The 23,516-nt window shown below is 72.0% G+C and carries 23 protein-coding genes; 16 read left to right on the top strand and 7 right to left on the bottom strand.

All coding sequences use genetic code 11. The features are described 5' to 3' along the window. Positions 1-21: 21 nt before the first annotated feature. Genes D0D28_RS05470 through D0D28_RS05460 form a run of 3 tightly spaced genes read left to right on the top strand, consistent with a single transcriptional unit; the run spans position 22 to position 2,110 of the window. A complete protein-coding gene (locus D0D28_RS05470) occupies positions 22-597 on the top strand; it encodes a TetR/AcrR family transcriptional regulator (RefSeq protein ID WP_094008302.1) in 576 nt (191 codons plus the stop codon). A gap of 28 nt (positions 598-625) precedes the next feature. Then, a complete protein-coding gene (locus D0D28_RS05465) occupies positions 626-1,381 on the top strand; it encodes a DUF427 domain-containing protein (protein WP_094008301.1) in 756 nt (251 codons plus the stop codon). An 18-nt stretch (positions 1,382-1,399) separates the two neighbouring features. After that, entirely contained in the window at positions 1,400-2,110 is a 711-nt protein-coding gene (locus D0D28_RS05460) for an MBL fold metallo-hydrolase (RefSeq protein WP_116109942.1), read from the top strand. Here D0D28_RS05460 and D0D28_RS05455 read toward each other — a convergent pair. Genes D0D28_RS05455 through D0D28_RS05445 form a run of 3 tightly spaced genes read right to left on the bottom strand, consistent with a single transcriptional unit; the run spans position 2,107 to position 4,450 of the window. Continuing rightward, positions 2,107-3,213 carry a glycerate kinase gene (locus tag D0D28_RS05455; protein WP_116109941.1) on the bottom strand — a complete coding sequence of 369 codons (1,107 nt, stop codon included), beginning with the start codon at positions 3,211-3,213 and terminating at the stop codon, positions 2,107-2,109. The genes D0D28_RS05460 and D0D28_RS05455 overlap by 4 nt on opposite strands. Further along, entirely contained in the window at positions 3,210-3,683 is a 474-nt protein-coding gene (locus D0D28_RS05450; protein ID WP_094008298.1) for a hypothetical protein, read from the bottom strand. The genes D0D28_RS05455 and D0D28_RS05450 overlap by 4 nt, the downstream gene beginning before the upstream one ends. Further along, positions 3,680-4,450, bottom strand: a complete 771-nt coding sequence (locus tag D0D28_RS05445) for an alpha/beta hydrolase (protein ID WP_116109940.1) — start codon at positions 4,448-4,450, stop codon at positions 3,680-3,682. The genes D0D28_RS05450 and D0D28_RS05445 overlap by 4 nt, the downstream gene beginning before the upstream one ends. 188 nt (positions 4,451-4,638) lie before the next feature. Between D0D28_RS05445 and D0D28_RS05440 the strand changes: the two genes are divergently transcribed. After that, positions 4,639-5,400, top strand: a complete 762-nt coding sequence (locus D0D28_RS05440; protein ID WP_116109939.1) for a lysophospholipid acyltransferase family protein — start codon at positions 4,639-4,641, stop codon at positions 5,398-5,400. A gap of 21 nt (positions 5,401-5,421) precedes the next feature. Next, positions 5,422-5,922, top strand: coding sequence for a polyadenylate-specific 3'-exoribonuclease AS (locus tag D0D28_RS05435; protein WP_094008295.1), 501 nt, complete (start codon positions 5,422-5,424; stop codon positions 5,920-5,922). 229 nt (positions 5,923-6,151) lie between these two features. On the opposite strand, the gene D0D28_RS05430 is transcribed toward D0D28_RS05435, so the two are convergent. Beyond that, on the bottom strand, positions 6,152-7,237 hold the full coding sequence (locus tag D0D28_RS05430; RefSeq protein WP_094008294.1) for a 3-deoxy-7-phosphoheptulonate synthase: 1,086 nt from the start codon (positions 7,235-7,237) through the stop codon (positions 6,152-6,154). 253 nt (positions 7,238-7,490) lie between these two features. Between D0D28_RS05430 and D0D28_RS05425 the strand changes: the two genes are divergently transcribed. The 5 genes from D0D28_RS05425 (at position 7,491) to tesB (ending at position 13,109) form a co-directional block, all read left to right on the top strand. Next, entirely contained in the window at positions 7,491-8,516 is a 1,026-nt protein-coding gene (locus D0D28_RS05425) for a 6-phosphofructokinase (protein WP_094008293.1), read from the top strand. A 127-nt stretch (positions 8,517-8,643) separates the two neighbouring features. Continuing rightward, positions 8,644-9,837, top strand: a complete 1,194-nt coding sequence (locus tag D0D28_RS05420) for a glycoside hydrolase family 18 protein (RefSeq protein ID WP_094008292.1) — start codon at positions 8,644-8,646, stop codon at positions 9,835-9,837. A gap of 72 nt (positions 9,838-9,909) precedes the next feature. Beyond that, positions 9,910-10,578 carry a DUF2461 domain-containing protein gene (locus tag D0D28_RS05415; RefSeq protein WP_094008291.1) on the top strand — a complete coding sequence of 223 codons (669 nt, stop codon included), beginning with the start codon at positions 9,910-9,912 and terminating at the stop codon, positions 10,576-10,578. A gap of 143 nt (positions 10,579-10,721) precedes the next feature. Continuing rightward, the gene (pyk, locus tag D0D28_RS05410; protein WP_116109938.1) at positions 10,722-12,146 is read left to right on the top strand and encodes a pyruvate kinase; all 1,425 of its coding nucleotides are present in this window, start codon (positions 10,722-10,724) and stop codon (positions 12,144-12,146) included. A gap of 24 nt (positions 12,147-12,170) precedes the next feature. Beyond that, positions 12,171-13,109, top strand: coding sequence for an acyl-CoA thioesterase II (gene tesB, locus D0D28_RS05405; protein WP_094008289.1), 939 nt, complete (start codon positions 12,171-12,173; stop codon positions 13,107-13,109). 197 nt (positions 13,110-13,306) lie between these two features. Here tesB and D0D28_RS05400 read toward each other — a convergent pair whose 3' ends face one another. Then, positions 13,307-13,672, bottom strand: coding sequence for a hypothetical protein (locus D0D28_RS05400; RefSeq protein WP_116109937.1), 366 nt, complete (start codon positions 13,670-13,672; stop codon positions 13,307-13,309). A 194-nt stretch (positions 13,673-13,866) separates the two neighbouring features. Here D0D28_RS05400 and D0D28_RS05395 point away from each other — a divergent pair, with 194 nt between their 5' ends. The 4 genes from D0D28_RS05395 to D0D28_RS05385 all read left to right on the top strand — a co-directional run bounded on the left by D0D28_RS05395 (position 13,867) and on the right by D0D28_RS05385 (position 18,392). Next, the gene (locus tag D0D28_RS05395; RefSeq protein ID WP_094008287.1) at positions 13,867-14,718 is read left to right on the top strand and encodes a helix-turn-helix domain-containing protein; all 852 of its coding nucleotides are present in this window, start codon (positions 13,867-13,869) and stop codon (positions 14,716-14,718) included. A gap of 55 nt (positions 14,719-14,773) precedes the next feature. Continuing rightward, the gene (locus D0D28_RS05390; RefSeq protein ID WP_094008286.1) at positions 14,774-14,974 is read left to right on the top strand and encodes a DUF397 domain-containing protein; all 201 of its coding nucleotides are present in this window, start codon (positions 14,774-14,776) and stop codon (positions 14,972-14,974) included. A 166-nt stretch (positions 14,975-15,140) separates the two neighbouring features. After that, positions 15,141-15,317: a hypothetical protein gene (locus D0D28_RS36030; RefSeq protein WP_167481465.1), complete on the top strand. Its 177-nt coding sequence runs from the start codon at positions 15,141-15,143 to the stop codon at positions 15,315-15,317. A gap of 63 nt (positions 15,318-15,380) precedes the next feature. Further along, on the top strand, positions 15,381-18,392 hold the full coding sequence (locus D0D28_RS05385; protein ID WP_116109936.1) for a helix-turn-helix transcriptional regulator: 3,012 nt from the start codon (positions 15,381-15,383) through the stop codon (positions 18,390-18,392). Between the two features lie 109 nt (positions 18,393-18,501). On the opposite strand, the gene D0D28_RS05380 is transcribed toward D0D28_RS05385, so the two are convergent. Both D0D28_RS05380 and D0D28_RS05375 read right to left on the bottom strand, forming a co-directional pair. Continuing rightward, a complete protein-coding gene (locus D0D28_RS05380) occupies positions 18,502-20,112 on the bottom strand; it encodes a succinic semialdehyde dehydrogenase (RefSeq protein WP_116109935.1) in 1,611 nt (536 codons plus the stop codon). Between the two features lie 354 nt (positions 20,113-20,466). After that, entirely contained in the window at positions 20,467-21,081 is a 615-nt protein-coding gene (locus D0D28_RS05375; RefSeq protein ID WP_094008283.1) for a TetR/AcrR family transcriptional regulator, read from the bottom strand. 91 nt (positions 21,082-21,172) lie between these two features. Between D0D28_RS05375 and D0D28_RS05370 the strand changes: the two genes are divergently transcribed. Together D0D28_RS05370 and D0D28_RS05365 are read left to right on the top strand one after the other, a co-directional pair. Further along, the gene (locus D0D28_RS05370) at positions 21,173-22,318 is read left to right on the top strand and encodes an acyl-CoA dehydrogenase family protein (protein WP_094008282.1); all 1,146 of its coding nucleotides are present in this window, start codon (positions 21,173-21,175) and stop codon (positions 22,316-22,318) included. Continuing rightward, complete coding sequence (locus D0D28_RS05365; RefSeq protein WP_162830984.1) at positions 22,318-23,460, top strand: CaiB/BaiF CoA transferase family protein; 1,143 nt, start codon at positions 22,318-22,320, stop codon at positions 23,458-23,460. The genes D0D28_RS05370 and D0D28_RS05365 overlap by 1 nt, the downstream gene beginning before the upstream one ends. The last annotated feature ends 56 nt before the right edge of the window (positions 23,461-23,516 follow it).

The following is a 23,516-nucleotide window of genomic DNA, read 5'->3' as shown; positions in this document are numbered from 1 at the left end:
CGGGGCTATCATCGGCGCGCCATGACCACCACGCTGCCCGCCGGTGCCCGTGAGCGGATCCTGACGACCGCTTACGAGCTGTTCTCGCGCCGCGGCATCCGCGCCGTCGGCGTGGACGAGGTGATCGCGCGGTCCCAGGTGGCCAAGGCGACCCTGTACCGGCACTTCCCGTCCAAGGACGACCTCGTGCTGGCCTTCCTCGACCGGCGCGAGCAGCTGTGGACCGTCGGCCTGATCGAACGGCAGGCCCGCGCCCGCGGCGAGACGCCGGAGGGCCGGCTGCTGGCGATCTTCGACGTGCTCGACGACTGGTTCCGCTCGCCCGAGGACTTCGACGCGTGCGCGTTCGTCAACGTCCTGCTCGAGATGGGTGCCGACCACCCGCTCGGCCGGGCCTGCATCCGGCACCTGGACACCATCCGGGACATCGTGGCCGGGCTGGCGCGTGAGGCCGGGCTGGCCGAGCCCGAGGACCTCGCCCGCTCCTGGCACCTGCTGATGAAGGGCGCGATCGTCTCCGCCGCGGAGGGTGACACCGATGCCGCCCTCCGGGCCCGCGACATGGCGCGCGACCTGCTGGCCCGGCACCGGAAATAAGCCCGCGACCGGCGTGGTTGCGACCGGTATGACAACCGATGGTCGTGGCCGGGTCCGGACCGAGCCGGGCACCAAGCGCGTACGGGCGGTCTTCGGCGGGCAGGTCGTCGCCGACACGTTGCGCCCGCTCATGGTGTGGGAGGTTCCGTACTACCCGGCCTACTACGTCCCGCGGGCGGACGTGCGCGGCGATTACCTGGTCGCCACCGGCGAGACGGCGCATTCGCCGAGCCGGGGCGACGCCGATGTGTTCACCGTGCGGGTGGGCGGCCGCGAGGCGGCCGGCGCGGCGCTGGAGTACCAGGACTCGCCGCTGGAGGCGCTGAAGGGGCACGTGCGGCTCGACTTCGCGGCGATGGACGCCTGGTTCGAGGAGGACGAGGAGATCTTCGTGCACCCGCGCGACCCGCGGACGCGCGTCGACATCCTCGCCAGCTCACGGCACGTGCGCATCGAGATCGACGGCGTGACCGTGGCCGAATCCCGCAGCCCGCGGCTGCTGTTCGAGACCGGCCTGCCGACCCGCTACTACCTGCCCAAGACCGACGTGCGGCTGGACCTGCTCGAACCCAGCGACACCATCACCCGCTGCCCGTACAAGGGCGAGGCGGAGTACTACTCGGTGCGCGTCGGGGACGCTTTGCACGAGGACGTGGTCTGGTACTACCGGACGCCGCTGCCGGAGAGCCAGAAGGTGCAGGGGCTGGTCGCGTTCTACGACGAAAAGGTCGACGTCTACCTGGACGGCGTGAAGCAGGAGCGCCCGAAGACCAAGTTCGCCTGACGGCCTACCCTGCGGAGCATGAGCGACCGCTTGTACTTCCGCCAGCTGCTGTCCGGCCGCGACTTCGCGGTGGGCGATCCGGTGGCCACCCAGATGGTCAACTTCGCCTACCTGATCGGCGACCGGGAGGCCCGGGAGGCGGTGGTCGTGGACCCCGCGTACGCCGTGGGGGACCTGCTGGACGTGCTGGCGGCCGACGACATGCGCCTCACCGGGGTGCTGGCCACGCACCACCACCCCGACCACGTCGGCGGCAGCATGATGGGGTTCACGCTGGCCGGGCTGCCCGAGCTGCTGGCGCGGGAGAGCGTGCCGGTGCACGTCAACCGCGACGAGACGGAGTGGGTCCAGCGGGTCACCGGCGTGTCGGCGACCGACCTGACCGGGCACGACCACGACGACGTCGTGGAGGTCGGCGCCATCCCGATCCGGCTGCTGCACACGCCCGGCCACACGCCCGGCAGCCAGTGCTTCCTGGTCGACGGCCGTCTCGTCGCGGGGGACACCCTGTTCCTGGAGGGCTGCGGCCGGACGGACTTCCCGGGCGGCGACGCCGAGGCGATGTACCACAGCCTGCGGTGGCTGGCGGAGCTGCCGGGCGACCCGGTGGTCTACCCCGGGCACCAGTACTCGGCCGCGCCGTCGGCGTCGTTGTCCTCGGTGAAGGAGAACAACTTCGTCTACCGCCCCCGCAACCTTGACGAGTGGCACACGCTGTTCGGCGGCTAGAGGTGCTCCCGCGCCACCCGCTCGGCGAGGCGTGCCAGCAGCGGCGCCGGCTCAGCCAGGCAGCGCCGCACGTCCGGCTCGATGTCGGTCAGTCCGTAGGCGGCGGTGAAGCCCGCCGACCGGAGGGCCTCCGGCGACAGCGTGTTGCGCCCGGCCAGCGCCACCACCGGGATGCCGCGCTCGGCGGCCGCCGCCGCGATGCCCGCCGGGCCCTTGCCGCGCAGCGTCTGCTCGTCCAGTGAGCCCTCGCCGGTGATCAGCAGGTCCGCGCCCGGCAGCTTCTCCGTCAGCCCGGTCAGCTCCAGCACCACGTCGATCCCCGGCCGGAACGACGCCCCGAGCAGCGCCAGCGCGTACCCGGTGCCGCCGGCCGCGCCCGCCCCCGGCACGTTCGCCACGTCGAGCCCCGACGCCCGCACGACCTCCGCCAGGTGCCGCAGCGCCGACTCCAGCAGCTCGATGTCCTCCGGCGACGCGCCCTTCTGCGGCCCGTACACCGCGGCCGCGCCGTGCTCACCCAGCAGCGGGTTGTCCACGTCGCTGGCCACCAGCAGCTCGACGTCCCGCAGCCGCGGGTCCAGCCCGTCCAGGTACACCCGTGCCAGACGCCGCAACGCGGCCCCGCCGGGCGGCAGCTCCGCGCCCGCGGAATCCAGCAGCCGCGCACCGAGCGCCTGCAGCAACCCGGCCCCGCCGTCGGTGCTCGCACTGCCGCCCAGCCCCAGCACCAGCCGGGACGCACCGGCGTCCAGCGCGGCCCGCATCAGCTCCCCGACCCCGAGCGTCGTCGCGGTCAGCGGCGCGAGCTCGTCCAGCAGAGCCAGCCCGGACACCGCCGCCAGCTCGATCACCGCCGTGCCGTCCCGGCGCGCGTAACCCGTCGAGACCGGCTCACCGACCGGCCCGCTCGCCCGCACGGGCACGAACTCGAAGCCCGCGGCCACCGCGGCGGCCACCGTCCCGTCGCCGCCGTCGGCGATCGGGCACTCCAGCACCTCGGCCCCGGGACGCCCGCGCCGCAGCCCGGCCGCGATCGCGGCGGCCACCGCTTCGGCGGGCAGGGAGCCCTTGAACTTGTCCGGAGCGACGACGACCCGCGTCACACCTGCGCCCCGTCGCCGTCCGGCGGGCCCTGCTTGACCCGCAGCAGCAGCAACGCGATCGCGGTCGCCAGCGCCAGGATCCCGAGCGGGGTCGCGACGGTGGTGCTCACGCCGACCACCCCGGGCACGATCAGCAACAGCAGCCCGGCGACGAAGAACAGCAGCACGACGAAAGCGCCCTTGCCCGGCCGCGGCAACGGCGGCGGCTCCGGCGGCACGTAGTGCTCGTCGTCCCCGGCCGGGTCGTCGCCCAGCACGGTGTCCTCCCACGGGGTGCCGCCACCGCGCCAGCCCGCGTCGGCGACCGGTTTCTCCGGCTCCGCGGGTTTCTCCGGCTCGGCCGCTTCGGGCCGCGCGGGCGTCCGCTCGGCCTCGTCGTCGATCAGGCCGACCCCCTCGGCCCGCAGGTCCGCGACGATCGCCGCGAAGGTGGCGTCGACGTCCTCGGGATCGGGTACGCGTGAGTTCATCGGGCCCCCACCTGCCCCGGGTCACGGACCGCTTCCACGAACTCGACACTACGCCGGAAGATGAGCGGCGCGTCGTGGTCCAGGGTCGCGACGTGGAAACTCTTCTCCAGCACCACTTCCGTCACGTCCCGGCTGCGCACGCCGGACAGCACGATGCGCGCGTTCTCGGGTTCCACGACGTGGTCAACGAGCGAGTGCAGCAGGAGGAGCGGCTGCGTCACCCGGGGCAGGTCGGCCCGCACGAGCTTCCACAGCCGGGCCAGGCTCGCCGCCGCCCGCACCGGAACCCGGTCGTAGGCCAGCTCGGTGACGCCCGGCTTGGCGATGTCGTTGGCGACGCCGCGCGACCACGGCACCACCCACGACAGCCCGGTCCGCAGCTTGGTGTCCCAGCTCAGCCGCGTGACGGACGGGTTGACCAGCACCAGCCCGGCGACCGCGTCCCCGTGCTGCTGGGCCAGCCGCAGCGCGAGCGTCCCGCCCATCGACTGACCGAACACGAACACCGACCGGCAGCGCTCCCGCAGGTCGAGGAACTCGCGCTCGACCGCGCCGTACCACTCGGGCCAGCCGGTCTTGTTCATCTCCTGCCACGTCGTGCCGTGGCCGGGCAGGCGCGGCAGCCGCACGGTGAACTCCCGCGCGGCCAGGTGCTCGGCCCAGCCCCGCAGGCTCTGCGGCGTGCCGGTGAAGCCGTGGCACAGCAGCACCCCGACCTCGGCCGAACCGGTGTGCGCGAACGGTTCCGCACCGGCGAGCACAGGCATGGCATCCGCCCCTCTCCTCCGAACGCGGCCCCATCGTCGCATGCCCCGGCCCGCTCCGGGACCGCCCGTCGCGCGCCGTCCCCCGGCTGTGACCTCCCGCCCACTGCGGGTGCGGCCGTTGTGCGGTTGGACGCCGTTTCCTACCCTGGACGCGGCAGGCTGTTCGGGCAGGTAGGAGGGCACGTCGCGTGCTGTACCGGTTGCTGAAGTACGTGCTGCTCGGGCCGGTGCTCCGGCTCCTGTGGCCCACGAAGGTGACCGGGGTGGAGAACGTCCCCGACACCGGGGGCGCCATCCTCGCGAGCAACCACCTCGCGGTCGCCGACTCGTTCTTCATGCCGCTGCGCGTCAAGCGCCGCGTCACCTTCCCGGCGAAGCAGGAGTACTTCACCGAGAAGGGCGTCAAGGGCACCCTCAAGAAGTGGTTCTTCACCGGCGCGGGCCAGATCCCGATCGACCGCTCCGGCGGCTCGGCCGCGCAGGCGGCGCTGGACACCGCGATCCGGCTGCTGCGTGAGGGCAACCTGCTCGGCATCTACCCGGAGGGCACCCGCTCGCCGGACGGCCGCCTCTACAAGGGCAAGACCGGTGTCGCCCGCGTCGCGCTGGAGGCCGGTGTCCCGGTCATCCCGGTCGCCATGATCGGCACCGACAAGGTCAACCCGATCGGTTCCAAGATGTGGATCCCGCGCCGGCTGGAGATCCGGTTCGGCAAGCCGCTGGACTTCTCGCGGTACGCGGGCCTGTCCGGGGACCGGTTCGTCGAGCGGTCCATCACCGACGAGATCATGTACGCGTTGATGGAGCTGTCCGGCCAGGAGTACGTCGACATCTACGCGGCCAGGGCCAAGGAACTGATGGCCGCCGAGGCCGCCGGGGTGCGCGCGGTGGTGCCGACGCAGAGTGGCGTGCCCGACGTCGACCGGGTACCGCAGACCAAGGCCGGCTAGGCGCCTGTCTAAGGTGCTCCGGTGCGGTTTTTCTACGACACCGAATTCATCGAGGACGGCGTGACGATCGACCTGGTGTCGATCGGTGTCGTGGATGAGCGGGGACGCGAGTTCTACGCCGTCTCCACCGACTTCGACCCCGCCAAGGCCGGCCCGTGGGTGCGCGAGAACGTCCTGCCGAAGCTGCCCTCGCCGGCGGACCAGGCGTGGCGCAGCCGGGCCCGGATCAGGGAAGACCTGCTGGAGTTCTTCGGGCGCCCGCCCGGCGGGATCGAGCTGTGGGCCTGGTACGCGGCTTACGATCACGTCGCGCTGGCCCAGCTGTGGGGCACGATGCCCGAGCTGCCGCGCCAGCTGCCCCGGTTCACGCGCGACCTGAGGCAGCGGTGGGAGGACGTGGGCAAGCCCAAGCTGCCCCTACCCCCGCAAAACGCGCACGACGCCCTGGCCGACGCCCGCTTCAACCTGGAGCGCTGGCGCATCATCGACGAGGTACGACGCCGCAAGGGCTACCCCGCCTAACAGCCACACCGCACCGCCACCCGGCAACGCAACCGGCCCCACCGCCCGAGCCACCCCTCTCCCGCAACCCGATCCCCAGCCAAATCGGTTGCCGAGCAGTCGGGTCAAGGCACGCTTTCCCGCCTTGACGCGACTTCTCGGCAACCGAACACTGAAAGATCGGGTTCGGGAGGGCACCAATCGGGGCGTAGCGAAGCGAAGCCGGCGATTGAGAAACCCGCGTAGCGCCCTACCGCCGCGCAGCCACAGCGGAAGCCAGCCGGTCCAGCAGCTCCCCAGTGCTCCGCCAATCCAGGCAAGCATCGGTGATCGACTGCCCGTACGCCAGCTCCCCGGCCCGACCCAGCACGAGATCCTGCCGCCCGGCTTCGAGGAAGCTCTCCAGCATGATCCCGGCGATCCCGCGCTCCCCGGCGGCGATCCGGTCCGCGATCTCCCCGGCCACCACGCCCTGCCGCACGTGGTCCTTGCCGCTGTTGCCGTGGCTCGCGTCGATGATCACCCGCTCCGGCAGCCCCGCCTTCGCCTGCCGCGCGAGGGTGTCGGCCACCGTCGCCGCGTCGTAGTTCGGCCCGGCGGAGCCGCCGCGCAGGATGACGTGGCAGTCCGGGTTGCCGGCCGTGGTGAACAGCGCCGCCAGGCCGTCGTTGTTGATCCCGGCGAACACGTGGCTCGCCGCGGCCGCGCGGGTCGCGTCCACCGCCACCTGCACGTCGCCCTCGGTGGAGTTCTTGATCCCGACCGGCATGGACAGCGCGCTGCACAGCTGGCGGTGCACCTGGCTGGCCGCGGTCCGGGCGCCGATCGACCCCCAGCTCACGGTGTCGGCGATGAACTGCGGCGTGATCGGGTCCAGGAACTCGCACCCGACCGGCAGGCCCAGCGCCGAGATGTCCAGCAGCAGCTTGCGCGCCATCCGCAGGCCCTTGTTGACGGCGTAGCTGCCGTCCAGGTCCGGGTCGTTGATCAGGCCCTTCCAGCCCAGCGTGGTGCGCGGCTTCTCGAAGTACACCCGCATGATCACGTGCAGCTCGTCGCGCAGGCCGGCAGCGTGCTCGGCCAGGCGGTGGGCGTAGTCGAGGGCGGCCGCGGGGTCGTGCACCGAGCACGGGCCGACGACCACGATCAGCCGGTCGTCGTCGCCGTTCAGGATGTCGACGGCGGCGGCCCGGCCCTGCGCGACGGTCTTGGCGATCGCCGCGTCCACCGGCAGCTCCTGCCGCAGCAGGGCGGGCGAGATCAACGGGCTGACGCCGAGGGTGCGCTGGTTGTCGAGGCCTTCGGTGACGTCCGCGGGGCCTGCGCTGAGAGACATGTACGGGGGTTTCCTTTCGGTGACCGGCCCGCACGAGTCCCTGACGAGCCGGTCGATCTCCGGCTCCAGGGTGGAAGGTCAGCGCGCAGCGAGGCCGCCGGCTGGCCCACCCAGGGCCGGCCCGCTAAACCAGAAATAGCGCTGCACGTCCGACACCCTAGCACCCGCTCCCGCCGCTTTACCGATCAAGGGTGACTACCGCTACTCTGGCGATCGCCAGGTGACCAGCACAACTTTTCGGAGGTCTGATCAGATGCGTGTCGGCGTGCTGACCGGTGGCGGCGACTGCCCCGGGCTCAACGCGGTGATCCGCGCGGTGGTCCGCAAGGGCATCGAGACGCACGGGTGGGAGGTCGTCGGCTTCCGCTCCGGCTGGCGCGGCCCGCTGACCGGCGACAGCCGGCCGCTCGGCCTCGCCGACGTCGAGGAGATCCTCAACCGCGGCGGCACCATCCTCGGCTCCTCGCGCACCAACCCGTACAAGGAGGAGGACGGCGTGCAGCGGATCAAGTCCGTCCTCGCCGAGCAGGGCGTGGACGCGCTCATCGCGATCGGCGGCGAGGACACCCTCGGGGTCGCTAAGAAGCTGACCGACGACGGCGTCGGCGTGGTCGGCGTGCCCAAGACGATCGACAACGACCTCGCCGCCACCGACTACACGTTCGGCTTCGACACCGCGGTGCACATCGCCACCGAGTCGATCGACCGGCTGCGCACCACCGCCGAATCGCATTACCGCGCGATGGTCGTCGAGGTCATGGGCCGCCACGCGGGCTGGATCGCGCTGCACGCCGGCCTGGCCGGTGGCGCCAACGTCATCCTGGTGCCGGAGCGGCCGTTCTCCGTCGAGCAGGTCGTGGAGTGGGTCGAGCGCCGCTTCGAGAAGATGTACGCGCCGATCATCGTGGTGGCCGAGGGCGCGGTGCCGGAGGGCGGCGCCGAGGTGCTCAAGACCGGGGAGAAGGACGCGTTCGGGCACGTTCAGCTCGGCGGCGTGGGCACCTGGCTGGCCGACGAGATCGCGGCGCGCACCGGCAAGGAGTCGCGCGCGGTGGTGCTCGGGCACACCCAGCGCGGCGGCACGCCGACGGCCTACGACCGGGTGCTGGCGACCCGCTTCGGCCTGCACGCCGTGGACGCGGTCGCCGACGGCGACTTCGGCACGATGGTCGCCCTGCGCGGCACCGACATCGTCCGGGTCAAGCTCGCCGAGGCGACCGCCGAGCTGAAGACCGTGCCGCCGGAGCGCTACGAGGAGGCCGAGGTCTTCTTCGGCTGATCGCGCGGGGCGCGGCGGACGACCGCCGCGCCCCTACTTTCGTCGTGTTCAGTGGTCTGAACCATTGTCGGATTGGTTCAGACCTCCTACCGTCGCAGGTGTCCCCTCCGGCCCTCAGGGAGGCATCATGCGCAGACTCGGCCTCGCACTCGGCGGACTGTTCGCCGCGGTCCTGATGACGATCACCGCCGCACCGCCCGCCGCGACCGCGGCGCCCGTGGGCAAGCTGCTCGGCTACTTCGCCGAGTGGGGCGTCTACGACCGGGCGTACTACGTCAAGAACATCCACACCAGCGGGTCGGCGGCCAAGCTGACCCACATCAACTACTCGTTCGGCAACGTCACCAACGGCCAGTGCGCCGTGGGCGACGGCTACGCCGCCTACGACATGGCCTACTCGGCCGCCACCAGCGTCGACGGTGTGGCCGACACGTGGGACGCCGGCGCGCTGCGCGGCAACTTCGGGCAGCTGCGCAAGCTCAAGCAGATGTACCCGAACCTGAAGGTGCTGTGGTCCTTCGGCGGCTGGAACTGGTCCGGCGGGTTCGGCCAGGCCGCGCGGAACCCGGCCGCGTTCGCCGAGTCCTGCTACCGCCTGGTCAACGACCCGCGCTGGGCGGGCGTGTTCGACGGCATCGACATCGACTGGGAGTACCCGAACGCCTGCGGCGCCACCTGCGACACCAGCGGCGCGGGCGCGTTCCCGGCCCTGATGTCCGCGCTGCGATCGCGCTTCGGCGGCCAGCTGGTGACAGCCGCGATCACCGCGGACGGGTCGTCCGGCGGCAAGATCGACGCGGCGGACTACGGCGGCGCGGCGCGCTACGTCGACTGGTACAACGTGATGACCTACGACTACTTCGGCGGCTTCACCCCGGCCGGCCCGACCGCGCCGCATTCGCCGCTGACCTCCTACGACGGCATCCCGGTCGCCGGCTTCCACTCGGACGCGGCGATCCAGAAGCTGAGGTCGAAGGGGGTGCCGGCGAGCAAGCTGCTGCTGGGCATCGGGTTCTACGGCCGCGGCTGGACCGGCGTCACCCAGGCGGCCCCGGGCGGCAGCGCGACCGGCCCGGCGCCGGGCAAGTACGAGCAGGGCGTCGAGGACTACAAGATCCTCAAGGCGCGCTGCCCGTCCACCGGGACGATCGCCGGAACCGCCTACGCCAAGTGCGGCTCGGAGTGGTGGAGCTACGACACCCCGGCGACCATCGCCGGGAAGATGAGCTACGCCAAGAGCCAGGGCCTGGGCGGCGCGTTCTTCTGGGAGCTGTCCGGCGACACCGCCGACGGCGAGCTCATCACCGCGATGAACTCCTGAGCCCGCCCGGCCGGGTCCGTCCCCGTGGCGGACCCGGCCGGGGGTGCCGGTGCCGGGGATTATCGTGGCGCGGTGACGAAGTTCGCCGGATTCGGAGAGCACGCGGTCGAGTTCTACGACGGCCTGAGCGCCGACAACTCCAAGCCGTACTGGGAGGACCACGTCGAGATCTACCGGTCCGACGTGCGCGGCCCGATGGAGGCGCTGCTCGCCGAGCTCACCCCGGAGTTCGGCCCGGGCTTCGGCGAGGGCAAGGTCTTCCGCCCCTACCGCGACGTGCGCTTCTCGAACGACAAGACCCCGTACAAGACGCACTGCGGCGGCGTCATCGAGCAGGGCCGCGGCGGCGGCGCCTACTACGTGGAGGTCTCGTCGGCGGGGATGCGCGTCGGCGGCGGCTGCTTCCACCTCCAGTCCGACCAGCTGGCCCGCTTCCGGCAGGCGGTCGACACCGACATCCACGGCAAGGCGCTGGAGGACATCCTGGCGAAGCTGCGCCGCGCCGGCTGGACCGTCACCGGCGACGCGATGAAGACCAAGCCCCGCGGCTACCCCGACGACCACCCGCGGCTGGAGCTGCTCAAGCACCGCTCCCTGTACGCCGTGAAGTCCTGGGACCCGGACGACACCCTGCACGAGCGCGCGTGCCTGGACCGGGTCCGCAAGGCCTGGCGGCAGGTCCGCCCGTTCAACGAGTGGGCACGCGACCACGTCGGCGTCAGCGAGAAGCCCCGCCGCTGACCTCCCCGGTTCGGGTGAACTCGGCTCCGATCCCGTTGTCCGGCCTCTGAGCAGCCGTGACGCGGCTCACTGGTGAACGTTTCCTGAACCGTTCGAGAGATCGGTACAGACGTGCGCGGGGTAAGCGACTACGCTATTGGGACGTGAGCCGACGCGCGAAGATCGTTTGTACTATGGGCCCCGCGACCGCCACCGCGGACAAGGTGAGAGCCCTTGTCGACGCCGGGATGGACGTGGCGCGGCTGAACTTCAGCCACGGCAGCCACGGCGACCACAAGCAGGTGTACGACCTGATCCGGGAGGCCGCCGCCGAAACCGGGCGCGCGGTCGGCATCCTCGCCGACCTGCAGGGCCCGAAGATCCGGCTCGGCACCTTCGCGGGCGGCCCGGTCGAATGGCGCACCGGTGACGTCGTGCGCATCACCGTGGAGGACGTCGCCGGCACCCACGACCGGGTCTCGACCACCTACAAGGGCCTGGCCAAGGACGCCAAGCCGGGCGACCGCCTGCTCGTCGACGACGGCAAGGTCGGCCTGGTCGTGAAGGGCGTCGAGGGCCCGGACGTGGTGTGCGAGGTCACCGAGGGCGGCCCGGTCAGCAACAACAAGGGCGTCTCGCTGCCCGGCATGGACGTCTCCGTGCCGGCGCTGTCGGACAAGGACGTCGAGGACCTGGAGTTCGCGCTCGAACTGGGTGCCGACTTCATCGCGCTGTCCTTCGTCCGCTCGCCCGCCGACATCGACCTGGTCCACCAGGTGATGGACCGCGTGGGCAAGGGCCGCCGCCCGGTCATCGCGAAGCTGGAGAAGCCCGAGGCGGTCTACAACCTCGAGGCGATCGTGCTGGCCTTCGACGGCGTCATGGTCGCCCGTGGTGACCTGGGCGTCGAGCTGCCGCTGGAGCAGGTGCCGCTGGTGCAGAAGCGGGCGATCCAGATCGCCCGGGAGAACGCCAAGCCGGTCATCGTCGCCACGCAGATGCTCGACTCGATGATCAACAACTCGCGCCCGACCCGCGCCGAGGCCTCCGACGTGGCCAACGCGGTGCTCGACGGCGCGGACGCGGTCATGCTCTCCGGTGAGACGAGCGTGGGCCGCTACCCGATCGAGACCGTGCAGACCATGTCGCGGATCGTGGAGGCCGTCGAGGCCGACACCCCGGCCGTGCCGCCGCTGTCGCACGTGCCGCGGACGAAGCGGGGCGTCATCTCCTACGCGGCGAAGGACATCGGCGAGCGGCTCAACGCCAAGGCGCTGGTCGCGTTCACCCAGTCGGGTGACACGGTCCGCCGTCTGGCCCGGCTGCACACGCGGCTGCCGCTGCTGGCGTTCACGCCGGAGGAGAGCGTGCGCAGCCAGCTGGCGCTGACCTGGGGCACCCACACCGAGCTGGTGCCGTCGGTGGACTCGACCGACCGCATGATCAAGCAGGTCGACCGCGCGATGCTGGAGACCGGGCGCTACCAGGACGGCGACCTGGTGGTGATCGTGGCCGGTTCCCCGCCGGGGACCGTCGGGTCGACCAACCTGATCCGCGTGCACAAGCTCGGTGAGGACGACCACGCCTGAGGGGTGCCCCGTAGGCTTCTCCGCATGACTGAGCTGGCTCGGGACGCTGCCGCGGGACTGGACGTCCAGGAAGGCGCCGGCGGGCAGGCCGTCCTCGACAACCTCGTCGCGCTGCTCGACCTGGAGCGCATCGAGGAGGACATCTTCCGCGGGGTCAGCCCGCCGCACTCGCCGGTTCGGGTGTTCGGCGGGCAGGTGGCCGGGCAGGCGCTGGTCGCCGCCGGGCGGACCGTGCCGCCGGAGCGGAGGGTGCACTCGCTGCACGCGTATTTCATCCGCGGGGGTGACCCGCGGGTGCCGATCGTGTACGAGGTCGACCGCATCCGCGACGGACGGTCGTTCACCACGCGCCGCGTGGTGGCGGTGCAGCACGGCAAGGCGATCTTCGCGTTGTCCGCGTCGTTCCAGAAGGTGGAGCCGGGGCTGGAGCACGCGGACGCGATGCCGGACGTCCCGGAGCCGGAGACGCTGCCGACGTACGCCGAACGGCTCGCCGAGTTCCCGCAGGCGCTGCCGGACGTGCGCAAACGTCCCCGGCCGATCGACATCCGGTACGTCAACGACCCGCCGTGGGTGACCCGGCAGACCGGCGAGCGGCCGGGCCGCAACCAGGTGTGGATGCGCGCGGACGGCGTGCTGCCGGACGACCAGCTGCTGCACGTGTGCGTCCTGACCTACGCGTCGGACATGACCCTGCTCGACTCGCCCCTGGCGAGGCACGGTGTGTACTGGGACCTGGACCGCGTGCTGGGCGCCAGCCTGGACCACGCGCTGTGGTTCCACCGCCCCTTCCGAGCCGACGAGTGGTTCCTGTACGACACGGAGTCCCCGTCGGCCTCGGGCGGCCGCGGGCTGGCCACGGGCCGCTTCTTCAGCCGGGAGGGCCACCTCATCGCGACGGTCGTGCAGGAGGGTTTGCTGAGGGTCGTGCCGCCCGACGGCCAATCCTCGCAGCGAGACTGAGGCTGGCACCGCAGGCGTGTGAGGCCCCACCGAGCGCGCACCGAACCGCCGCGAAGGGGCCGGACCAGGCTGGCGCACCCGGCCATCGCCGGAGGTGCCCCGGCTGCGCTGAGCTGGTGCGCGCTGAAAGTGATCCTTCCCGCGTCGGCCGGTCAGCGGGGGCCGCCTCGATCCCACCTCCGACGGCCGCGCGCCCCTCAGCCCAGCGGGCTCAGCGAAGCTGCCCGCCGGCGCCGGAGGTGCTTCGTCCGCGGCCGCACCACGTCCTCGATCCCCGGACCCAGGCTGAGCTGCGCCGCGAGGTAGGCGCGGCACGGCGTCCGCCCGCGGCGGCGGAAGAACAGCCGCGACACGCGGCCGCGGCAGACCGGGCAGTGGCCGCGCGCGTCCGGGGCGTGCGTGGCCAGCGTGGCACGCAGCGCTTCCACCAGCAGCGGGATCTCCCGGGCGGCGAGGTCGGCGGCCTGGGCGGGGCCGGCGAGATCCACCGATCGGCTGAGATCGTCCAGCCGGCGCTGCACGGACGTCTGTAGTGGACCGACGATGGTGTCGCGGTCGAGCACGCCGCCTCCTGGGGAAGTTCAGTTCGCGCGGGCAAGATTACCGCGGCATTATGCAATTTGCAGACCGCTAACTGCCGAAGATACCTCAACGGGGTGAGCTGCCCCGGCTGGGTTTTCGGATTCTGCTGGTTAGATGGAACGGGTTGTCCACGAGCCGCCGGGGGGAATGCGCGGGCCGGAGTGGAGGAGCGGACATGAGTCGGGGTCAGGGTCCTACGATTCGCCGGCGGCGGCTGGCGAGTGAACTGCGCCGGTTGCGTGAGGCCGCGGACCTCACGATCGACGAGGTCGCCGAGAAGCTCGAGTGTTCCGCGTCGAAGATCAGCCGCATCGAGACCGGCCACGTCGGCGTCACGCCACGCGACGCGCGCGACATGCTGGAGCTGTACGGCATGACCGGTGACGAGCGGGAAGCGCTCGTCCAGCTCGCCCGCGAGGCCCGCAAACCGGGCTGGTGGCAGGCCTACAAGGAGGTCTTCACCGGCACCTTCGTCGGGCTGGAGGCCGACGCCAGCTCGCTGCGGGCGTTCCAGGCGCTGCTCGTGCCCGGCCTGCTGCAGACCGAGCCGTACGCGCGCGCGGTCATCCGCGCCATGCGGCCGGACGCCGGGGAGTCCGACATCCAGCGCCGGGTCGCCGCCCGCACCGCCCGCCAGCAGCTGCTGACCGACCCGAACCCGCCCGAGTACTGGGCCGTCATCGACGAGGCGGTGCTGCACCGCGTCGTCGGCGGGCCGGAGGTGATGGCGCACCAGGCCGAACGGCTGCTGGCCGTCGCGCAGCTGCCGCACGTCACCATCCAGGTGGTCCCGTTCGGGGCGGGCGCCCACCCGGGGATGGAGGGACCGTTCCTGATCCTCGGATTCCCGGAGCAGGCCGACCCCGATGTGGTGTACGTGGACAGCACTTCGGGTGGTTTTTTCCTCGAGCTGCCCCCCGATGTGCGCCGCTATATCCTCATGTTCGATCATTTGCGTGCGACGGCTCTGAAACCGGACGACTCGGTCGAGGTGATCGCCGCGGCCGCCGAACGTTTTTCCGGATAACGGTTGCCGGTGAGCCGTACCCAACGTGTGCCTGGGAAGTGAGGAGCGGGGAGAAATGTCCCATGTGGAGCGATTTGCCCCGGTGTGGCGCAAGAGCAGCCACAGCGGTGGCGGGAACGACTGCGTCGAGGTCGCGATGATCACCGGAGGTGTCGGCGTCCGCGATTCCAAGAATCCCGGCGCGGGCGAGCTGCACGTGTCCGCCGACAGCTGGCGCGGCCTGCTCCGCGCCGTCGGCGCGCTCGACCGCGCCTGAGGTAAGCCGAACGGACGACCCCTTACGCCGCCGAGCAGGGGATGAGGCGGGGTAAGGGGTCGTTTCGCGTCCGGGACGAGGTGATCGTCCGATGCCGGGAGGCGGCCCTCAGGACGACTCTGAGGTTCACAAGAGGAACTGAGAGAGCCGGAAGAGGGAACTCCCGATGCGCAACGAGTTGATGTTCGACGCAGTCATGGCCGAGGTGGCCTACCGCCGGGAGCAGCTGGAGAAGGCGAGCCGGCCCGGCCCCCGCTGGTTCGGGCGGGCCAGGAACAAGGCCGGGGTCCGCGTGCCGGAGCAGCGCCGTCCGAGCGCGGCCGAGCTGGTACAGGCCCGGTAGGGGGCAGGTGTGGGTCCGCCCACGGCGAAAAGTGTGCCGGTTTTGTCGGTGGAGTGCGACAGAATGATGGTCGTGCCCCGCCTAGGTTCCGGAATCCCACTGGTCGCCCGTGCCGACGAGATGCGACGGCTGCGTGCCGCCTTCGCCGCCGCCGAGCGGGGTGAGGCGGGCGCGGTCCTCGTATCGGGTGACGCCGGGGTGGGCAAGACCCGGCTGCTCACCGAGCTGGCCGAGCACGCCGCGTCCCGCGGTGCGCTCGTGCTCAGCGGGCGCTGCCTGGACGTGCGGGAAGGCGGCCTGCCCTACCTGCCGTTCGCCGAGGCGTTGTCGCCGCTGAGCCTGGACGACGATCCCGAGGTCGCCGAGGCCGTCCGGGTCCGGCCGGCGCTCGCGCGGCTGCTGCCACAGGGGGCCACGCCGCCGTTGGTGAGCGGTGACCACCTGGTGCCGGACACCTCCGGTGAGCGGGACGTGCCGTACCGGGTGCGCCCGGAGCAGGACCTCGGGCAGCTGCAGCTGTTCGACGCGGTGCTGGGCGTCCTGACGCAGGTCGCCGCGCACCGGCCGGTGCTGCTCGTGCTGGAGGACCTGCACTGGGCCGATTCGTCCAGCCGGAACCTGCTGTCGTTCCTGCTCAACCGGCTGCGGGGGCAGCGGTTGCTGGTGGTCGGCAGCTACCGGGAGGAGGACGTGTACCGGCGGCACCCGCTGCGGGCGATGCTGGTGGAGCTGGTCCGCCTGCCCGCGGTCGAGCAGATCGAGCTGCGGCCGTTCGGCACGGCGGAAGCACGGGCGTTCGTCGAGGCGCTGGCCGACGGGCCGGTGTCGCCCGAGATCGTCGGATGGGTCGCGGAGCGGTCGGAGGGCAACCCGTTCTTCGCCGAGGAGCTGATGGCCGCGGGGGTGGACTGCGAGGACCTGCCTGCGGGGCTGGCCGAGGTGCTGCTGTCCCGGCTGGAACGGCTCTCGCCCGAGGCCCGGCGCGTGGTCCGGACGATCTCGGCGGCCGGTGACTCGGTGGCGCACGCGGCGCTGGCCGAGGTCACCGGGCTGGGTGAGCTGGAGCTGGACGAGGCGCTGCGCGAAGCGGTGCACCACCACGTGCTGGTCATCGAGCGGGGCGCCTACACGTTCCGGCACGCGTTGCTGCAGGAAGCGGTGTACGGGGACCTGCTGCCGGGGGAGCGGGTCCGGATGCACGCGGCCTACGCCGAACGCATCCGCCGCATCCCGCAGGGCCGCGGCCACGACGCGAAGCTCGCGTACCACAGCCTGCGCAGCCGGGACCTGAAGACGGCGCTGGCCGCGTTGCTGCAGGCCGCCGACGAGGCCGAGCGGCTGGGCGCGCCCGGTGCGGCGCTGCGGCACACCGAGCAGGCGCTGGAGATCTGGGACGCGGTGCCGAAGGAGGACCGGCCTGCCGACATCAGCGAGCTGCGGCTGCTGCAGGAGGCGTCCTACTTCGCGGGCACCTCGGGGGAGCCGGAGCGCGCGATCGCCTACGCCCGGTCGTCGGTGCAGAACCTGTACGGGGTGCCACGGGAGAAGGCGGCCAAGGCGTGGCGACGGCTCGCCGAGGCGCTGCTCAACGCCGAGGGGACGCTGCACGAGGCACTGAACGCCATCAACCGGGCGTGGGAGCTGGTCGCGGAGGGCGAGCCGAGCAAGACGCGGGCGTGGGTGCTGGCCACCCGGGCCGCGATCCTGCGCAGCGCCGGCACGCACGAGGACTCGCAGTGGAACGCGCACGCCGCGGTCGCCGACGCGCAGGCTGTCGGCGCCACGGGTGCGGAGGCCGCGGCCCTGGTGACGCTGGGCGCGCTGGCCGACGGCGCGGGCGAGCCGGGCGAGGCGCGCGAGCGTCTTCGCGAGGCCGAGAACAAGGCCCGCGACTCCGGCGCGCTGAACGTCGAGCTGCGCGCCCTCTGCTTCCTCGCGTTCAGCTACGAGGACCTGGGCGAGTACGGCCCGGCGATGGACATCTACCAGCGCGGCATCGAGCGGGCCGAGCAGACCGGGCTGACGTGGAGCATCTACGGGCTGGAGATGCGCGCGCGGCACCTGACGCTGCGGTATCTCACCGGCGACTGGCCGGCGATGGCGAGCACGAACGCGCCGGCCCGGGGTGTGTCGAGTGTGCTGGCGGCGCGGATGACGTCGTCCTGGCTGCCGTTCGCGGTCGCGCGGGGCCGGGTGGACACCGCGCGGAAGTACCTGGGGGAGTTGCGTCCGCACTGGCGGGCCGAGCCGCTGACGGCGGTCGTGAGCGGCGCGACGGGCGCCGAACTGGCGTTGTGGGAAGGCGAGTACGAGCAGGCGATCGCGTGGGTGCGGAAGGTCACCGAGTTCCTGCTGTCGTTCGACGAGGGGTACCTGCTCGGCACCGTCCGCCTCGGCGCACTGGGGGTCGAGGCGGCCACGGCGTGGGCGGTGAGCGCCCGGAAGCGTGGTGACCACGGCGTGGCCGAGCAGGCGGTCATCGCGGGCCGGAAGCTCATCGAGCACGTCCGGTACGCCGGCGAGAACGGCAAGCCGCGGGCCCAGACGCTCGGCCCGGAGGCGCGAGCGTGGCTGGCGCGAGCCGAAGCCGCCGCGAGCGGCCTGGAGGGCCCGGCCGACCCGGCGCTGTGGGCCGCGGCGGTGGCCGAGTTCGACTACGGGGCGGTGTACGAACAGGCGATCTGCCGCTGGCACCACGCGGAAGCGCTGTTGGCCGCCCAGGGCGACGCGGGCCTGGCCGCGAAGGAACTGCTGGCCGCCCACGACGTCGCCGACCGCCTGCGAGCCGAACCCCTCCGCGACGCGGTGCGGGAGGTCGCGCGGCGAGCCCGCATCGAGATCCCGGGCGTGGAGCCGAAACCGGCCACCCGTCCCACGATCGACCCGCTGACCGAACGCGAACGAGCCGTCCTGGAACGAGTGGCGCTGGGCCGAACGAACCGACAGGTCGGCGAAGAGCTGTACATCAGCGAGAAAACGGTGAGCGTTCACCTGTCCCGCGTGATGGCGAAACTGGGAGCCAGCCGGAGAGCCGAAGCGGTAGCCATCGCCTACGACAGGGGCCTGCTGACCTGACGCGCCGGCGGTGACCCCAGCGACCACCCACCCGAGGTGAGCCGACAACAGTCCCCGCCCCGCGGGTGGAAGCGCCTCACGTCGGCCGAACGCTTCTGCACAAGGAGAATCAGCGGCCCGGCAGCTTGCCCAGCAACCGAAGCCCCACCGTCATCCCCCGGGCCCAGACCTTCCCCGGCACCACCCGCGGCGGCCGCAGCCGGATGCCGCGCTGCACGGCGATCGACTGCGCCTCCGTGTACTTCAGCAGCCCTTCCTTGCCATTGCGCCGCCCGAAGCCGCTTTCCTTCATGCCTCCCATGGGCAGCCCGACGGTCCCGAAAGTGGCGGCGTAGCCCTCGTTCACGTTGACCGTCCCGGCCTTCAACCGGGACGCCACCGCCCATCCCGCCGCCGCGCTGCCGGACCACACGCTCGCGTTCAGGCCGTACTCGGTGTCGTTCGCGCGCTCGATCGCCTCGTCCAGGTCCGTGTAGCCGTAGATCGACACCACCGGGCCGAACGTCTCCTCCCGGAACAGCGCCACGTCCTCGGTCACGTCCGTCAGCACCGTCGGCTCGTAGAACAGCGGCCCCAGATCGGGGCGGGCCCGGCCGCCGGTGAGGATCGTCGCCCCCTTGGCGCGCGCGTCCTCCACGTGGGCGCTCACCTCCGCCAGCTGGGCGGCGCTCGTCAGCGAACCCATGTCCGCGCCGAACCCGAGCTCGGCGCCCAGCTTCAACGCCTTCGTCCGCGCCACGAACGCTTGGGTGAACTCCGCGCGGATGTTCTCGTGCACGTAGATCCGCTCCACCGACACGCACAACTGCCCCGCCGAGGAGAAGCACGCCGAGACGGCGCCCGCCGCGGCCTTGGCGACGTTCGCGTCCGGCAGGACGATCATCGGGTTCTTGCCGCCCAGCTCCAGCGAGTAGCCGGTGAGCCGCTTCGCGACCTTCTCCGCCAGCGCCTTGCCCGTCGGCGTCGACCCGGTGAAGCACAGGTAGTCCGACTCCTCGACGAGCGCGTCGCCGATGCGCGAGCCCCGCCCCAGCACGATCCGCCACACGCCCGACGGCAGCCCGGCCTCCTCGGCCAGTTCGTGCAGCCACAGCGCGGACAACGCGGTCTGGTTGTCCGGCTTCTGCACGACCGCGTTCCCGGCGGCGAGCGCGGGCAGCACGTCCATGGCGGTCAGCGCGAGCGGGTAGTTCCACGGCGAGATGACCCCGACGACGCCCTTGGGGTGCCGGATCTCGCCCGCCTTCGTCGCGACCGGGATGACCCCGGCGGCGCGCCGGGCGGCGAGGAACTTCGCGCTGTGCTTGCCGTAGTAGCCCGCGACCAGCGCCGTCGCGCTGACCTCGTCGAACGCGTCGATGCGTGCCTTGCCCGCCTCCAGCTGCACCAGGTTCAGGATCTCCTCCTGGCGGCCGAGGATCAGGTCCCCGAGCCGCTTCAGCACGCGCTGCCGCTCGGTCGCCGGACGGGCGGCCCAGGCGCGCTGCGCCTTGCGGGCCTCGGCGAACACCGCACGCACGTCGGCGTCGGTGGCCTGCGGCAGGGTCGCGGTCGGCAGCCCGGTGAACGGGGCGGTGATCTCGACCGGGGCGGAGTCCTGACCGCCTTCGGCGCGGCGGGCGCGCTGGGCGGCCCGGGCGGCGGTGGGCGCACCGACGATGCCGCCGACGGTGTTCGGCCCCGTCGAAGCCTCGCCCGTGCTCGCGGTGGTGCTGGTCATCGGCCCTCCTGGCACTGGTCGGCAACGTTACCGGCGAGTACAGCATACCGCCGGTATGGCGGCACACTCTTTCCGTTCGCGAACGTCACATTCGGAGATCCACACGTCTCAAGAGTGAGCGGCCGGCCCGGGCGAGGGCCGGGCCGGCCACTCACTCCCCGGCGACCGCCCCTGGCCAGGGTGCTCTCGGGGCCGGCACGTCGTTGGTGCTCCCGCTGCCCGTTTGGGAGGCCGGCGGGCCGCTCCCGCGGCCCTTTTCGCCGGGATGGCGCGGTCCAGGTGCTTTGCGTGGTCCGTCGCGTCCGCGCGGCGGCTCCCGCCGCTCCGCGCTTCGCTGTCGTGTCGGTGTCGCCTTCAGTCAGCCTCCGTGTCGCCCCGGTAGGCGGCCACCGCGAGTCGCTTCCACTCCTCCAGTAGTTGCTTTCGCCGTGCGGGTGCGCCGCCCAGTTCGGCGTCCAGCGCCAGTCCTCGCGTGAAGTTCACCGTCAGCCAGAACAGCGTTTCCACGCGTTCCCGGGGCAGGTCCGGCGCGAGGTTCCGGATCTGCGTCAGCGTCTCCCGGCCCAGCGCCCGGTCGACCGGCCGGATCGCCGCCCGCAGGACGGGGTCCGTGCGCGCCGCGATCCACAGTTCCGTCGCCGCCGCGGCGAGCGTGCCCGAGTAACCCGCCCACAGCAGGTCGATCGCCGCCGGGATGGCCTCCTCGCCGCTCGGCAGGTCCGCGAACGACTCCGACAGCGCCTCCGTCCGCCGGGCCGTGAGATGCGCCACAGCGGCCGCCATCAGCTCGGCCTTGTCCGCGAAATGGTGCTGCGCCGCGCCTTTCGAGACCCCCGCCCTGGCGCAGATCTCCTGCACCGACGTGCGCGCATACCCCAGCTCGACCAGGCACTCGATGGTCGCGTCGAGCAGGGCCGTCCGGGTCTGCTCCCGGCGCTGCGCCTGTGTGCGGTGCCCCCGCGCGGTCACGTCGCCTCCTTTACCGGCGCTCCCGCCGGATGTACATTCCACCTGGAACTTACATTCCGTCCGTAATGTTTTCCACTGCTGGAGGTCACCGATGCCGTTGCCCGCACCGAAGAGTTCCTGGGCGCAGGACCTGGGCGAGTTCCGCGAACTGGCCCGCTCGTTCTGCCAGAAGGAGCTCGTGCCGCACCAGGAGCGGTGGAACCAGCAGAAGTCCGTCGACCGTGAGCTGTGGACGAAGGCCGGCGAGGTCGGGCTGCTCGCCATCTCGATCCCCGAGGAGTACGGCGGCGGTGGCGGCACCTTCGCGCACGAAGCCGTGCTCTACGAGGAGCAGGCCCGCAGCGGGGACGGCTCGTGGGGCGTGTCCGTGCACAACGGCATCGTGGCGCACTACCTGCTCAACTACGCCACCGAAGAGAAGAAGAAGGAGTGGCTGCCCAAGCTCGCCAGCGGCGAGTGGGTCGGCGCGATCGGGATGACCGAGCCGGGCACCGGCTCCGACCTGCAGGGCATCAAAACCCGCGCGGTTCGCGAGGGCGACGAGTACGTCATCAACGGCGCCAAGACCTTCATCAGCAACGGCGGCATGGCCGACGTGGTCGTGCTGGCCTGCAAGACCGATCCGGACGCCGGCGCGGCCGGGGTGTCGCTGATCGTCGTCGAGACCGACCGGCCGGGCTTCCGCCGCGGCCGCGTGCTGGACAAGGTCGGCCTCAAGGGCCAGGACACCGCCGAGCTGTTCTTCGACGACGTGCGCGTGCCCGCGGCGAACCTGCTCGGCGAGGAGGGCCAGGGCTTCATCCAGATGATGCAGCAGCTCCCGCAGGAGCGGCTGATCATCGCGGTCACCGCGGTGGCAGGCATGGAGGCCGCGATCGACCTCACCATCGAGTACACCAAGGGCCGCACCGCGTTCGGCCGCCCGGTCTACAACTTCCAGAACAGCAAGTTCAAGCTCGCCGACGCGGCCACCGAGGCGGTCGTCGCGCGCGCGTTCCTCGACCAGTGCGTCGAACGGCACCTCAAGGGCGAGCTGGACGTCCAGGGCGCGGCGATGGTCAAGCTGTGGACCACTGAGCGCGCCAACAAGGTCGTCGACGACTGCGTCCAGCTGCACGGCGGCTACGGCTACATGACCGAGTACCCGATCGCCCGCGCGTGGACGGATCTGCGCATCTCCCGCATCTTCGGCGGGACCAGCGAGATCATGCGCGAAGTCATCTCGCGGACGCTGTGATGGCGGGACCACTCGCCGGGCTGAAGGTCGTCGAACTCGCCGGCCTGGCCCCGGCGCCGTTCGCGGGCACGCTGCTGGCCGACCTCGGTGCCGACGTGGTGCGGGTCGACCGGGCCAAGCCGGGCGCGGACGTCCTCGGCGTGCCCGGCGACCCGCTCACGCGCGGGCGCCGGACCATCGGCGTGGACACCAAGACCCCCGACGGCGTCGAGGTCGTGCTGCGGCTCGCGGAGCGGGCCGACGTGTTCATCGAGGGCTTCCGCCCGGGCGTGGCCGAGCGCATGCGTCTGGGGCCCGAGCACGTGCAGGGGCGCAACCCGCGGATCGTCTACGGCCGGGTGACCGGGTGGGGCCAGGACGGGCCGCTGGCATCGGCGGCCGGGCACGACATCAACTACCTCAGCGTCGCGGGCGCGCTCGAACCCATCGGGCGCGCGGGGGAGCGGCCGGTGCCGCCGCTCAACCTCGTGGGTGACTTCGCCGGCGGCGGGATGCTGCTGGCGTTCGGCATCCTCGCCGCGCTGCACGAGCGGACCACCTCGGGGCGCGGGCAGGTCGTGGACGCGGCGATGGTCGACGGCGCGGCGTTGCTGATGACGCAGCTGTTCGGGATGCGGTCGGCCGGGATGTGGCCGAACGAGCGGGGTGGCAACGTCCTCGACGGGGGCGCGCCGTTCTACGACACGTACGAGACCGCGGACGGCAAGTACGTCGCGGTCGGGGCGATCGAGATGCGGTTCTGGGGCGATCTGGTGCAGGTGCTCGAACTGGACCCGGCGGAGCTGCCGGTGCACCTGGACTGGAACCAGTGGCCGCGGCTGCGCGAGATCCTGGCGGCGGCGATCGGCAAGTACACCCGCGACGAGCTGGTGGCGCGGGCGGAGGGCACGGACGCCTGCCTGACGCCGGTGCTCAGCCCGTGGGAGGCGGCCGCGCACCCGCACAACGCGGCGCGCGGCACGTTCGTCGAGATCGGTGGCGTGGTGCAGCCCGCCCCGGCGACCACGTTCGACCGCACCCCGCCCGCCACCCCGGAACCACCGCACGAAAAGGGGGCGGACACCGAGGATGTCCTGGCCGAACTCGGGTATGACACCGACGGTGTCGCGGCGCTGCGGCAGGCGGGGGTGATCGCCTCCTGACGCGCGTGCGACAGATCGTTTAGAGTGGTCACACGTCCCGGCTGGGCACGCAGCGT

It is taken from the genome of Amycolatopsis ruanii (assembly GCF_003385175.1).
Taxonomy (GTDB): Bacteria; Actinomycetota; Actinomycetes; order Mycobacteriales; family Pseudonocardiaceae; genus Amycolatopsis_E; species Amycolatopsis_E thermalba.
Note: the sequence above shows the minus strand (reverse complement) of the source record. Positions and strands in the feature narration are given on the sequence as shown.